This window comes from Rhizobium sp. L9 (assembly GCF_002531885.1).
In the GTDB taxonomy this organism is placed as follows: Bacteria; Pseudomonadota; Alphaproteobacteria; order Rhizobiales; family Rhizobiaceae; genus Rhizobium.
In genome coordinates this window covers 115,848-127,857 of record NZ_NWSZ01000024.1, presented here as the reverse complement: position 1 = coordinate 127,857, position 12,010 = coordinate 115,848, and the positions used below count along the sequence as shown (strand labels likewise).

The window sequence follows — 12,010 nt, the reverse complement described above, 5'->3', positions numbered from 1 at the left end:
ATGCGTTACAGGATATCTTCTAAGACTTTGGGTCTGCTCGTCGTTCTTGGTCTGGGAGCTTTGCCCGGCAAGCCTAGCGTCGCCCAGGAACCGATCAACATGAATGCCTATCAGCTGACATTCGAGGAGAATTTCGACAGCCTCGACGTCTCGGCGTGGGGAGAGAGAAGTTCCCGCTGGATCGCTCATACGCCCTGGAACGGCGATTTCGGCGACGCCCGCTTCACGGATCCGGCGCCCGGCTTTCCGTTTACCACCGATCAAGGAATCCTGAAGATCGAAGCGCGCAAGGGAGAGGATGGAACCTGGCGATCAGGCCTCCTCTCGGCTGTCAATCCGAAAGGCGAGGGCTTTTCGCAGCAATTCGGCTATTTCGAAGCGCGGATGAAGCTGCCGCCGGGCAAGGGGGTGTGGCCGGCCTTCTGGCTCATCGGGCTCGACCGCTCGAAATACACCGCGGAGATCGATGTCCTGGAATATTATGGACGCGCGCCCTACGAGTTCAGCATGGGCTTTCATATCTGGCGCCAGGCTCATGGCGGCCAGAATTCCAACGGCGGCTATTGGAAGACCGTCCAGGATGGTATTTTGAACAGCGAATATCATACCTACGGCGTCGATATCCAGGCCGACAAGACGACCTTCTACCTGGATCGCCAGTACCTGTGGAGCTTCGATACACCGACGGAGTTCCACATGCCTTTCTATCCGCTGGTGAATCTGGCGCTCGGCTCGGGTTGGCCGATCGACGAAACGCCGAACCCGTCCATCCTGCTCGTCGACTATATCCACGTCTACAAGCGCAAACCCGCTGATGTGGCGAACTGAACAAGCAGCGCCGTCCGTTCTATCGCGTGCTCCGGCAACTGAGACCGGTTTGCGGATCGAAGAGGTGCATCGCCTCCTCGTCGAAGAAGAGGGTGAGTTTGTCACCCTCACGGACCGGCGTGCGCGGCGGCAGGCAGGCCATCAGGCGCTGGTTTCCGGCCAAGGCGGTGACGACGAGCTCCGGGCCGGTCAACTCCGCAACCTCTGAAGTTGCCTCGAGCGAAGCCCCGGATCCGGCCGTTCGAAGGGACTCCGGGCGGATGCCGAGGATGAGGTCTCGGCCATCGGCCGCCGCCTTGCCGAAACGGACGGGCAAAGGCAGGCTGGCATTGGAACCAGAGAGCACCAGTCGATTATGCCGGACGGTTGCCGTCAGCAGGTTCATCGGCGGCGCGCCGACGAAGGTGGCGACATAGAGCGTCGCCGGACTGTTGTAGATCTCTTCCGGCGTGCCCAGCTGCTCGATGCGGCCGTCGCGCATGACGGCGATGCGGCTCGCAAGCGTCATCGCCTCGATCTGGTCATGGGTGACATAGACGACCGTGGTCTTCAGCATCTGGTGCAGCCGCTTGATCTCGGTGCGCATTTCCATGCGCAGCTTGGCGTCGAGATTGGAAAGCGGCTCGTCGAAGAGAAACACCTCCGGCTTGCGCACCAGCGCACGGCCGATCGCAACGCGCTGCCGCTGGCCGCCCGAGAGCTGGCTCGGCTTGCGATCGAGCAGATTTTCAATCTGCAGGAGCTTTGCCGCATCGCGCACGGCCCTGTCGCGCTCCGGCGCCGGAACTTTGCGCATTTCCAGGCCGAAGCCGATATTCCGGTGCACCGTCAGATTGGGATACAGCGCATAGGATTGAAAGACCATTGCGATGTCGCGGTCCTTTGGATGCACGCGGAGCACCGAGCGGCCGCCGATCCTGACATCACCGCTCGTCGCCTCGGCAAGGCCGGCGATGATGTTCAAGAGCGTTGACTTGCCGCAGCCGGAAGAACCGAGCAGGACGAGGAATTCGCCGCTTTCCAAAGAGATATCGATGCCTTTCAGCGTCTCGACGTCGCCATAGGTCTTGCGGATATTTTCGATGTCGAGCGCGCTCATGATTGTGGCTCCTGAGGAGAGGCCGGGTCGCCGTAGCTGCGGGGAAGGGTCGAGATGGCGCGCGAGGCGACCTCGGTTCCCGCTCTCAGGCAAGACGTCAAAGGCTCGTCCTTTGCCAGCGCTCCGAGGAAGGCGGCATTGAAGACATCGCCGGCGCCGATCGTGTCGACGACCGCGACAACGGGCGCGGCCACCGACACCAGCTGGCCGTCAGGTGCGATCGCGATGGCGCCATCGGGGCCGCGTTTGACGACGACGATTGCACCTTGCGGCATATGCGAGCTGATGTGCCGGGCGGCTTCGATCGGATCGGCGATGCCGGCAAGCGTCGTCGTTTCGACCTCGTTGAGCAGCGCGATGCGGCTGCGAGAAAGCCAGGCCCGTGTCGCAGCGCAATTCTGCTCGGTCCAGCCGTCGAGCGGCCAGCCGGTGTCGAGGGCGACGGCGATGTCATGGCTCTCGGCCCAGTCGAAGAAGGCGTCATATTGGCTGGTCAGATCGTCGGTGAGAAAGCCGCCGCAGAGAAGCGCGTAGCCGCCGCGCAGACTTTTACCGTCGATAACGGCGAAGACATCGGCCAGGCTGAAGCGCGGCAGGTGGCCCCGCGTCGTGAAGAAGGTGCGTTCGCCGTCGGGGTGGGTGATGCCGACGGAGAGGGTCGTTTGTTCAGGACGCATCGGCCACTTCTCGGAACGGTGGCCGAAGGCTTCGGCCAGCCAGCGACCGAACTGGTCGCTGCCGATATTGGCGGCGATCTCGAATTCGACTCCGAGCGCCTGCCAGGCGAGCGCACTGTTGCCGGCTGATCCACCGACGCGCAACTCGTCATGATCGACAATGATTTCCGTGCCGGCCTTGGGCCAGGGGGCGGCCGGTCCGAGGATCAGGTCGACGTTGACGTTGCCGATGACTGCAAGCGGCCGCATTCATTCGCTCCGGGTAATCTTGGTGGATCGAACCGGCGTTCCGGCATTCTCGACGTGGGCGTCGGCAAAGGCGATCATCAGCCGCTGGGCGACCGGCAGCATGGCGAAGATCGCGGCAAGGCCGGTTGCCGGGGCGAAGCGGATTGTCACCGCGCCGGCCACTGAAGCTTCGCTCGATGAGTCAAAGAGGATGACGGGAGCGCCGCTCTCGACAGCAGACATCGCCATTGCCGTTACCAGGCCGGCCGTCTCGTCCAGACCGCGGAACAGCACGACGCCAATCTCCGGCCCCAGCATTTCCATCGGTCCATGGCGGAGCTGCCCGCCTTCGAGGGAAAAGCAGGGGCGGCGCGAAAGCTCCGTCAATCCGAGCGCCAGCGCTTCGGCGACACCTTGCAGGCGGCGGCCTGACGTGACGACGGTCGCGACGTTTTCGAGTGCTGCAAGCGCGGCTGCGACGTCATGCTCTTTCGGCGACCTGAGGACGGCAAGCGCCGGGGCCGGATCTTCGCCAAGGTCGGCGATGATTGCCAGATGCAAAGCAAAGGTCACCGTCAGGCTGCGGGTGGCTGCAAAGGCGAGCTCGGTGCCGCCGCTGCCGATCAGCGAGGGGGCGGTCCTGGCCAGGAAGGAACTGCCTTCAAGCGTCAGGCCGAAAGTTTCTGGCGTCCCGCCGGTCTCGTTGAACCAGCGCACGACCTCGGCGCTTTCGCCCGATTGCGAGGTAACGAAGATCGTCCTGCCGCCGATCGGCAGCGGCTGGCCGAGCTGCTCGGAGAGCGGCAGCGCGACGGCATCGATGCCAAGACCACGGTAGAGTGGTTCGACGGCGCGGTTTACCGCATGCGAGCCGCCCATGCCGATCAGGAGCAGGCGGCCGGTCTTTTTCAGCGAGGCGGCGGCTCTTGCCGCCATCGGTCCGGCCGTTTCATAGGAGGCGATTGCATCGGCGTGCTGGCGGGCCATTTCGCGATCGATCGCAGCAAGCCCGGCAGGCCGGTTTCTTTCTGTTGTCATGTTCATCCCTTGACGCCGCCGCTGGTAAGCCCGGAAATCAGGGCGCGTTGCATGACGAGACCGATCAACACCGGGGGCAGGGCGGCGAGCACGCCTGCCGTGGCGATCAGTCCGTAATCGGAGACGCGGCCGCCGGCGAGATCTGCGATAGCGACGGTCAGCGTTTTGGCGCGCTGGTCCGAGGTGAAGAGCAGCGCATAGAAGAATTCATCCCAGGCAAGCAGGAATGCGAAGAGGCTCGAGGTCGCCACCACCGGGGCGGCGAGCGGCAATGTGATGATCCGGAGCGTCTGGAACAGGCCGGCGCCGTCGATCATCGCGGCAGATTCGATCTCGCGCGGGATGGAATCGAAGCCGGATTTCATCAGCCAAGTGGTGAAGGGCGCCAGGATCGTCAAATAGACGAGGGCGAGGCCGAAGACGTTGTTCAGCATGCCGAGATGGGAGAGGCCCATATAGAGCGGTACGGCGAGCGCCACCGGCGGCAGCATATAGGTTGCGATCACCATCGACAGCGACCAGCCGACGGAAGGTGTGCGCGACACGGCCCAGCCGGCGGGAATGGCAAGCGCGATGGCGGCGATCGTCGCCGTGCCCGCCACCTCGATGCTGTTGCGCAGCGACGAGGTGAAGGCGGCGCCGGCGCTGTTTTCGAGTGTCGACAGCAGCACTTGGTATCGCGAAAAATCCACCGCCTGCGGCCACCAGCGCAGCGGCTTCGCGGCGAGATCGGCAGCCGGCGCGATGCTCATGATGAAAAGCCACAGGATCGGAGACAGGATGACAGCGGCAAGCAGCAGGGCGCAGAGGTGAATGAATGCTGAGAAGAGCGGGCTCCGGCGTTCCATCAGGCGGCGCTCCCGGCGGTCTTACGCACGAGCGCCGCGTATCCTGCGGCAAGCAGCGTTACCAGCAGCGTGACGATCAGGGCGAGCGATGCGCCCGAGCCCGCGCGCTGGAAGGAGAAGGCTTCCTGATAGACGAGGATCGAGAGCGTGCGTGTGCTATTGGCCGGGCCGCCGCGGGTCATGACCCAGATGATGTCGAACACCTTGAAGGCTTCGATCGTGCGCAGCACGAGCGCCACCATCAGCGGGCCGGCGAGATAGGGCAGGATGACGAAGCGGAAACGCGCGAAGGGGCCGGCGCCGTCGACGAGCGAGGCGGCGGTGATGTCGCGCGGCACGGCCTGGAGTGCGGCGAGCGCGATTAGCGCCACCAGCGGGAAATTCTTCCAGCAGTCGGCGACGATGAGGGCGGCGAGCGCCGTGCCCGGTTCGCCAAGCCATGAGCGGTAGGCGTCGAGCAGGCCGAGTTGCGTCAGCGCGGCGTTCAGCGCGCCATATTCCGGATTGTAGATCAGCCGCCACAGCGTGGCGTTGACGACGGTCGGCAGCGCCCAGGGCAGGATCATCAGGGCACGAAGCGCGGTGCGGCCGCGGAATTGCTGGTTCAGCAGGAGGGCGGCCAGCACGCCGATCACCATTTCGGCGGCGACCGAGACGATCGCGAACCATGCTGTGGTGACGAGCGTGCGCTGGAAATTCGAGCCGGAGAGCATCTTCACGTAATTGTCGAGGCCGACGAAGCGTCCTTCGGTGCCTACAAGCTTGGCATCGGTGAAGGAGAGGCCGACGGTATCAATCAGAGGCCAGCCGATCACCGAGATCATCACCACGAGAAGCGGCAGCATCAGAAGCCACGCGCGGGTTGTCAGCCAAGTGCCCGACATCGAGGCGACCCTTTTCATTCATAGGTTATGGAGGCCGGGCGGCGGCAGGCGCCGCCCGGATGTTCATGCCGGCCTCAGAGGCCGCTGTTTTCGGCGGCCGATTTCAGCGCGTCCTCGGGGGTGGACTGGCCGAGCAGCGATTCCTGGATCGCCTGCTGCAGCGCGGTCGACAGCTCCTGATATTTCGGCGTCGTCGGGCGCGGATACATGGCGGCGAGGCCGATCTTGGCGGCGGCGATCAGCTCTTCCTGCCCCTTGGTGACGGCAGGGTCCTCATAGGAGGATGCCCAGATCGGCAGGCTGAGCTTGGCATAGGCATTCTGCGTGGCCTGCGAGGTCATGAAGGTAATGTACTTCCAGGCCTCATCGGGATGCTGGCTGGCGGAGGTGATGCCGAGGCCCATCGAGCCGTTGACGGCCGAAGCTTCGCTTTTGCCGGCAACGCCTGGCGCCGGCACGACGCCGACCTTACCAGCGACCTTGCTGTCCTTCGGGTCGTTGGCCATGTTGTACATGTAGGTCCAGTTCAGCGCGAAGGCGGCATCGCCGTTCTGGAAAACCTTGCGGACGTCCTCTTCTAGGAATTCCTTGGAGTTCGGATTGGTCAGGCCTGAGGTATAGCTCGCGACCATGTATTTTAGCGCATCGAGACCGCCCCCGGTCTGGAAGGCCGGCTTGCCGTCCTTCAGGAAATCGCCGCCATAGGCGCTGACGAGCGTGGTGTAGTCGCAGATGGCGGCTTCGGCCTGCGACCAGCTCCAGGCGATCGGCGTGGAGAGCAGACCCTTGTCCTTGATGGTCTTTGCCTGTTCGGCCAGTTCGTCCCAGGTCTTTGGTGGCGCCTTGATGCCGGCCTTCTCCAGGATCTCCTTGTTGTAGAACAGATATTTGGTATCGAGGATCCACGGCATGCCGTAATATTTGCCGTTATACTGCACGGTGGTCCAGGCGCCCGGCAGCACGCCTTTCTTCATCTCGTCGGTGATGCGAGAGGAGACGTCGACCAGCACCTTGTTGGTGGCGTATTCGGCCGGCCAGATGACGTCGAAGAGGACGACGTCGTAACCGCCGCCGGAACCTTGGGCCAGCACCGTCTTATCGTGCAGGCCTTCATAGGGGACGAATTCGAGATTGACCTTGATATCCGGGTTCGCCTTGACGAAGGCATCGGTCATGGCGCGCACGTCGGCCTCGCTGTAAGCGGCCTGCGCCATGAAAAGTGCATTCAGCGCCGTTTCGGCGAAAGCATGCGGAGCAAAGGATGCGCCGATCAAGGCCGCACCAAGAAGCGTCTTATTGAGAGATTTCAGCATTGCAGCCTCCAGTTTTTGAAATTTACGCATGACCGAGGGCGGTTTCGCCGCCATCGATTTTCGAGAAGGCACGCGTGAAAAAGCGTGCCGGGTCATCATCTCGGAGCGTCTTTGGATGCCCTTCGCGGCCTCCTGCGTTCCCTGGAACTCTCCGGTCCCTATTAAGTCAAATGTCTTGACTTATTACTTCGCCAACATTCTACTGGAGTCAAGAGGCAATTGACACATGAGCGACATCAGGCCGATCCGAGCCAAGAGCGGCACCAATCACGAAGGCACCAGCGCGCATAACAGGCGCGTGATGATCGATGCGTTGAGGATCAATGGTGCGCTCTCACGCGCCGATCTGGCGCGGGCGACGCGGCTGACCAAGCAGACGGTGTCGAATATCATCGAGGAGCTCGAGCGCGATGGTCTCGTCGGTTCGCAGGAGGCTGTGCGCAAGGGCAGGGGCCAGCCCTCGACGCCCTACGGCCTGGTGCCCGAAGGCGCTTTCGCGATCGGCCTGCAGATCGACCGGCACGTGACGCGGGCGGTCGCCGTCGATCTCGTCGGCAGCGTTCTCGTACGCGCAGAAGCCGGACTGCCGCCCGGAGGTCCGGCGACGGGAACGAAGGTCATTCTCGATCTCGTCGCCGGTGTGCGTTCCAGGCTTGCCGGTATCGTCCAGCAGTCGGAAAAACGGCTGGTCGGCCTCGGCGCCGCAATGCCTGGCCCGTTCGGCATGGAAGGCAGCGGCGACGATCCCTGGATGATGGAGACTTGGCAGAAGTTTCCGCTCCTGGAAACGCTGAGCGACGGCACCGGCCTCGATGTCAGTCTTCAGAACGATGCGGCAGCGGCTGCGACCGCCGAGCGCATGGTGGGAGCCGCCCACGGCATCGACCATGCCGTCTGTCTGTTCGTCGGCTACGGCATCGGCGCCGGCCTGATCCTGAATGGCGAGCTCTATCGCGGCGCCAACGGCAATGCCGGCGAGATCGGCATGGCGCTGCTGTTTGCCGACAGCAAAACGACGCCGCTCGAACATCGCGCCTCGCTAGCCTCGCTCTACCAGCACCTATCGGCCGATCCGGCCGATCCCGATCTCCATGCGCGCATCAACGAGCTTGCCTCCAGCGGGGCTCCAAGCATCGAGGCCTGGATCGAGGCGGCGGCGGCGGACCTGCGCTGGAGCATCCATCTCATTGAGACTGTCTTCGATCCGCAGACGGTGATCCTCTGCGGCAGCGCACCGGAAGCGCTGGTGAACAGGCTGATTGCAGCGATCGGCCCGCTGCTGCCTTCGATCGCCGAGAGGCGCGGCCGGATGCTACCACGGCTGCAGCCCGGCATGGCCGATCCCTGGTCGGTGGCGCTCGGGGCGGCCGCCGGCCCGATCAGCCGTGCATTCGATCCGCGCTTTGCTGCAATTTTGAAGGATTCTCTTTGATTTTCGGGCTGCAACCGGGCGTTGCACAGCAGTGCAACGATAAAAACGCGAATGTTTTTCGCAAGTTTCGTTGTCTTCGGCCGCGCGAATAGGGATGCCTTGCAGCAATATAAGTAAAATATTGCAGACTCTTAAAAATGACGGTTATTCGAATATATATGCATAAATCTGACAATATGTTTAAGAATGGCTCAAATATTCTCTAAATACTTCTCCTGGTGTTTCGAATAACGATTGCATGTCATTTTTATGACAACTAGAATTCGAACACTTCATGTCATGTAATATTCATTGGCAGCGGCAATTTGAACCAGCTAAATGGGCGTGCGCTTAAAGCGCCCCCTTTTCTACGTTGGAGGTTCTCATGCAAGCCAAGCTTCTCGGCGCCGTTGGCGCCCTTCTCGCCGCAGCGTTTCTTGCTGGGCCCGCTGCCGCCGCCGAAAAGACCAAGATCGACTTCTGGTTCGGCAATTCCGGTGACATCGCAAAGCGTGTCCAGGAACAGTGCGATCGCTTCAACCAGTCGCAGGCCGATTATGAAGTCGTCTGCACCAGCCAGGGCAGCTATGACGCTTCCCTGCAGAACACGATTGCCGCCTTCCGCGCCGGCAAGCAGCCGACCATTGCCCAGGTTTCCGACGCCGGCACGCTCGACATCATGCTTTCCGGCGCCTTCTACCCGGCAAACCAGCTGATGACCGACATGGGCTATACGGTCGACTGGAAAGACTACTTCTCCGGTATCGCAAACTACTATGCGACGTCGAAGGGCGAGATGTATTCCTTCCCCTTCAACTCGTCGACCGCTCTGCTCTATTGGAACAAGGACGCCTTCGCCAAGATCGGCAAGGACCATGCTCCAGCCACTTGGCAGGAAGCCGGTGAAGATTTCAAGGCCCTGAAGGAGGCCGGCTACGCCTGCCCGCTCGGCTTCGATATCTCCAACAACGAAGTCTGGCAGTACATCGAGCAGTTCGAAGCCGTCAACGGTGAAGCGATCGCCACGAAGAAGAACGGTTTCGAAGGTCTCGATGCCGAGCTGGTGTTCAACAAGAACCCGCTTCTCGTCAGCTACATCAAGGATCTCAAGTCCTGGTACGACAACAAGCTCGCCATCATCAAGAACAAGGCCGTCGGCCAGACCTTCGTCGAAGCCTTTGCTGCCGGCGACTGCCAGGTCATCCTGACCTCCGTCGGTGACCATGGCAATATAGGCCGTACCGCCAAGCAGGGCATGAACTGGGGCGTGGCAATGCTCCCGACCTATGGCAATGCAACCCGTCACAGTTCCTTCGTCGGCGGCGCTTCGCTCTGGGTCTTGAAGGGGCATACCGATGCCGAATACAAGGCTGCCGCTGCCTTCTTCAACTTCATCGCCAAGCCGGAAGAAGCGCTGACCTGGTCGACCGTCACCGGCTATATCCCGGTTCGTAACTCCGGCTTCGAATATCTGAAGAAGCAGGGTTTCTATGACAAGGCTCCTTATGCCGGCCGCGAGCTCGCCATTCAGAGCCTGACCGCATCGCCGGCTGACGATACGGCTCCGCACGGCATTCGCCTCGGCGGCCTGCTGCAGGTCCGCACCGAGATCGCCAACGGCCTGCAGGCAATCTTCGTCAACAATGCCGACGTCCAGGCTTCGCTCGACGGCGCTGCCGATCGCGGCAACCAGCTGCTGCGCCGCTTCCAGCAGACCTACAAGAACGTTCAGCTTCCCTGATCGTCCGATATGCGCCGCCCCCGGCCTGCCTTGCGGACCGGGGGCATCCTTGTACATTCATACCGGGGCTGCGGAGGCGATCTCGCCGCCCGTGCCTAAACCAGACCAGGCCGAAAACGATCACCCATGGAAAAGCGCGTCACTTTCTCCTCGACGACTATCGGATTGCTCTTCGCGATTCCGATGCTGCTGCTGATCTTCGTCTTCTTCTATTGGCCGAGCGCGCAGGCGCTTTATTGGGCGTTCACGCTCGAGCAGCCATGGGGCGGCGGCAATGCCTGGGTCGGCTTTGACAATTTCAAGCAATTGCTCAGCGACCCGATCTATTGGGATTCGATCAGCCGCAGCATGGTTTTCGCCTTTAGCTCGACGATCATTGCCATGGGGTTTGCGCTCGTCCTGGCGCTTTTGACGGATCGTGAACTGCGCGGCCATAAAATCTATCGGTCGGTCTTTATCTGGCCCTATGCGATCGCTGCTCCCGCTCTCGGTCTCGCCTTCCGCTTCATCCTGGCGCCGGAGGCCGGCCTTCTCTCCGTTATCAATCACGTCTGGCCCGGCCTCTGGAACCCGGCGCTCGACGGCAAGGACGCGATGATCGCCGTCATCATCGCTTTTTCGTGGAAATATATCGGCTATAATTTCATCTTCTTCCTTTCAGCGCTTCAGGGCATCCCGCGTTCGCTGATCGAAGCGGCCGCCATGGACGGCTCCGGGCCGCTGCGCCGCATGTGGGACCTCCAGCTGCCGCTGCTGACGCCGACCTTATTTTTCCTGCTCGTGATCAACATCACCGAAAGCTTCCAGGATTCCTTCGGTATCGTCGACGTCATGACGCAGGGCGGTCCGGCCCGGGCGACGGAACTGATGGTCTACAAGATCTATTTCGACGGATTCAGGGGGCTCGATTATTCTGGCGCCGCCGCCCAGTCGATCATCCTCATGGCGCTCGTCGTCCTTCTCACCGTCTTCCAGTTCCGCTTCATCGAGCGGCGCGTGCACTACAAGTGAGGCCGCTGACATGATCGAACGCACGCCGATATTCAATTTCGTCTGTTATACGCTTCTGGCGCTCGGCATGGTGATTGCACTTCTGCCTTTCGTCATCGTCATCATCGCATCGACGCTCGATCTGGAGACGGTCAACCGGGTGCCGCTGCCGCTCACTCCGAGTTCGCATTTCTGGGAAAATGCACAAGCTGCTTGGGTCCGCGCCGATCTCGGCAACAAGCTGGTTCACAGCATCATCTTTGCGACCGCGGTCGCCGCCGGTAAGGTGATCCTGTCCGCCATGGCCGCCTTCTCGATCGTCTACTTCCGCTTCCGCGGCCGGCATCTGATCTTCTGGATCATCTTCATCACGCTGATGCTGCCGCTCGAAGTCCGCATCGTGCCGACCTATTCGATTGCGGCCAACGCGCTGCAGCCGTTCCAGGCAATCCTCGACGTCACCGGGATTACCGCGCTCGTCGCCTGGGTGTCGGGCATTCAGATCAAGCTCGAATGGGGGCTGTTGAATTCCTATACCGGTCTCGTGGCGCCGCTTGTGGCCACCGCCACCGGTACCTTCCTCTATCGCCAGTTCTATCTGACCGTCCCCGACGAGCTCGCTGAGGCAACAAAGATGGACGGCGCCGGCGCCGTCCGTTTTTTCGTCGATATACTGCTGCCGTTGTCGCGGTCGAATATGATCGCGCTTTTCACCATCATGTTCGTCTGGGCCTGGAACCAGTATCTCTGGCCGCTGCTCGTCACCACCGATCCGAATTTCGGCATTGCGGTGACGCAGCTGAAGACCCTTATCCCGTCCGAATTCGGCCTGCCTGACTGGAACGTCGCCATGGCCGGTACACTTATCATCATGTCGCCGCCGTTGCTGCTCGTCATCCTGATGCAGCGCTGGTTCGTGCGCGGCCTCATCTCCACCGAGAAGTGAAGGAACA

The 12,010-nt window shown here is 61.7% G+C and carries 11 protein-coding genes; 5 read left to right on the top strand and 6 right to left on the bottom strand.

The window, feature by feature from the left end; translation table 11 throughout:
* Positions 1 to 828 carry a glycoside hydrolase family 16 protein gene (locus CO660_RS23435; RefSeq protein ID WP_097600714.1) on the top strand — a complete coding sequence of 276 codons (828 nt, stop codon included), beginning with the start codon at positions 1 to 3 and terminating at the stop codon, positions 826 to 828.
* Between the two features lie 19 nt (positions 829 to 847).
* On the opposite strand, the gene ugpC is transcribed toward CO660_RS23435, so the two are convergent.
* From ugpC to CO660_RS23405, 6 genes are all read right to left on the bottom strand, one after another.
* On the bottom strand, positions 848 to 1,927 hold the full coding sequence (ugpC, locus tag CO660_RS23430) for a sn-glycerol-3-phosphate ABC transporter ATP-binding protein UgpC (protein ID WP_097600713.1): 1,080 nt from the start codon (positions 1,925 to 1,927) through the stop codon (positions 848 to 850).
* On the bottom strand, positions 1,924 to 2,853 hold the full coding sequence (locus CO660_RS23425; RefSeq protein WP_097600712.1) for a PfkB family carbohydrate kinase: 930 nt from the start codon (positions 2,851 to 2,853) through the stop codon (positions 1,924 to 1,926). The genes ugpC and CO660_RS23425 overlap by 4 nt, the downstream gene beginning before the upstream one ends.
* Positions 2,854 to 3,876 (bottom strand): SIS domain-containing protein, encoded by a 1,023-nt coding sequence (locus CO660_RS23420; RefSeq protein WP_097600711.1) that lies wholly within the window; start codon positions 3,874 to 3,876, stop codon positions 2,854 to 2,856.
* Entirely contained in the window at positions 3,873 to 4,718 is an 846-nt protein-coding gene (locus tag CO660_RS23415) for a carbohydrate ABC transporter permease (RefSeq protein ID WP_097600710.1), read from the bottom strand. The genes CO660_RS23420 and CO660_RS23415 overlap by 4 nt, the downstream gene beginning before the upstream one ends.
* Positions 4,718 to 5,602 (bottom strand): sugar ABC transporter permease, encoded by an 885-nt coding sequence (locus tag CO660_RS23410; protein ID WP_097600709.1) that lies wholly within the window; start codon positions 5,600 to 5,602, stop codon positions 4,718 to 4,720. Before CO660_RS23410 ends, CO660_RS23415 begins: the two co-directional genes overlap by 1 nt.
* A 74-nt stretch (positions 5,603 to 5,676) precedes the next feature.
* Positions 5,677 to 6,915, bottom strand: coding sequence for an extracellular solute-binding protein (locus CO660_RS23405; protein ID WP_097600745.1), 1,239 nt, complete (start codon positions 6,913 to 6,915; stop codon positions 5,677 to 5,679).
* Positions 6,916 to 7,141: 226 nt separating this feature from the next.
* Between CO660_RS23405 and CO660_RS23395 the strand changes: the two genes are divergently transcribed.
* The 4 genes from CO660_RS23395 (at position 7,142) to CO660_RS23380 (ending at position 12,003) form a co-directional block, all read left to right on the top strand.
* On the top strand, positions 7,142 to 8,347 hold the full coding sequence (locus tag CO660_RS23395; protein WP_097600707.1) for an ROK family transcriptional regulator: 1,206 nt from the start codon (positions 7,142 to 7,144) through the stop codon (positions 8,345 to 8,347).
* A gap of 364 nt (positions 8,348 to 8,711) precedes the next feature.
* Positions 8,712 to 10,067, top strand: coding sequence for an extracellular solute-binding protein (locus CO660_RS23390; RefSeq protein WP_097600706.1), 1,356 nt, complete (start codon positions 8,712 to 8,714; stop codon positions 10,065 to 10,067).
* 126 nt (positions 10,068 to 10,193) lie between these two features.
* Positions 10,194 to 11,078, top strand: coding sequence for a sugar ABC transporter permease (locus CO660_RS23385; RefSeq protein WP_097600705.1), 885 nt, complete (start codon positions 10,194 to 10,196; stop codon positions 11,076 to 11,078).
* A gap of 10 nt (positions 11,079 to 11,088) precedes the next feature.
* Positions 11,089 to 12,003, top strand: coding sequence for an ABC transporter permease subunit (locus tag CO660_RS23380; protein WP_097600704.1), 915 nt, complete (start codon positions 11,089 to 11,091; stop codon positions 12,001 to 12,003).
* Positions 12,004 to 12,010 lie beyond the last annotated feature (7 nt).

Excerpts from the sequence above, each read along its gene's own strand:
- CO660_RS23435 (WP_097600714.1), top strand. The coding sequence starts at position 1 with ATGCGTTACAGGATATCTTCTAAGACTTTGGGTCTGCTCGTCGTTCTT.
- CO660_RS23395 (WP_097600707.1), top strand. The coding sequence starts at position 7,142 with ATGAGCGACATCAGGCCGATCCGAGCCAAGAGCGGCACCAATCACGAA.
- CO660_RS23405 (WP_097600745.1), bottom strand. The coding sequence starts at position 6,915 with ATGCTGAAATCTCTCAATAAGACGCTTCTTGGTGCGGCCTTGATCGGC.
- CO660_RS23390 (WP_097600706.1), top strand. The coding sequence starts at position 8,712 with ATGCAAGCCAAGCTTCTCGGCGCCGTTGGCGCCCTTCTCGCCGCAGCG.
- CO660_RS23415 (WP_097600710.1), bottom strand. The coding sequence starts at position 4,718 with ATGGAACGCCGGAGCCCGCTCTTCTCAGCATTCATTCACCTCTGCGCC.
- CO660_RS23380 (WP_097600704.1), top strand. The coding sequence starts at position 11,089 with ATGATCGAACGCACGCCGATATTCAATTTCGTCTGTTATACGCTTCTG.
- CO660_RS23420 (WP_097600711.1), bottom strand. The coding sequence starts at position 3,876 with ATGAACATGACAACAGAAAGAAACCGGCCTGCCGGGCTTGCTGCGATC.
- CO660_RS23385 (WP_097600705.1), top strand. The coding sequence starts at position 10,194 with ATGGAAAAGCGCGTCACTTTCTCCTCGACGACTATCGGATTGCTCTTC.
- CO660_RS23410 (WP_097600709.1), bottom strand. The coding sequence starts at position 5,602 with ATGTCGGGCACTTGGCTGACAACCCGCGCGTGGCTTCTGATGCTGCCG.
- ugpC (WP_097600713.1), bottom strand. The coding sequence starts at position 1,927 with ATGAGCGCGCTCGACATCGAAAATATCCGCAAGACCTATGGCGACGTC.
- CO660_RS23425 (WP_097600712.1), bottom strand. The coding sequence starts at position 2,853 with ATGCGGCCGCTTGCAGTCATCGGCAACGTCAACGTCGACCTGATCCTC.